1 protein-coding gene is annotated in these 241 nt (G+C 63.9%); it reads left to right on the top strand.

What is annotated here, in order from left to right:
- Positions 1-241, top strand: a 241-nt coding sequence (locus KVS69_RS20390; protein ID WP_217540118.1) for an iron-containing alcohol dehydrogenase, incomplete at both ends; no start/stop codon positions are given.

Below are 241 nucleotides of genomic sequence, written 5' to 3'. Positions count from 1 at the left end.
CTGTTGGGAGAAAAGGCAGCGACGCTCGGCCGCTCGGTCGTGGCAATCTGTGACGCCGTCGTGTTTCCTCATATCGAGGTGGAACTGACGGCATCGCTCAACCGGCAGGACATTTCACCAACCATCATCCCTTTCGATGCGGACGTCACCCACCAGGAAATGGACCGGCTGGCGGAAGAGGTGCGCCGCAAGGATGGCGAGGTGGTGGTGGGCGTCGGCGGCGGCCGCACGCTCGACGTCG

This window comes from Stenotrophomonas sp. GbtcB23 (assembly GCF_019091045.1).
Lineage (GTDB): Bacteria > Pseudomonadota > Gammaproteobacteria > Xanthomonadales > Xanthomonadaceae > Stenotrophomonas > Stenotrophomonas rhizophila_A.
Note: the sequence above shows the minus strand (reverse complement) of the source record. Positions and strands in the feature narration are given on the sequence as shown.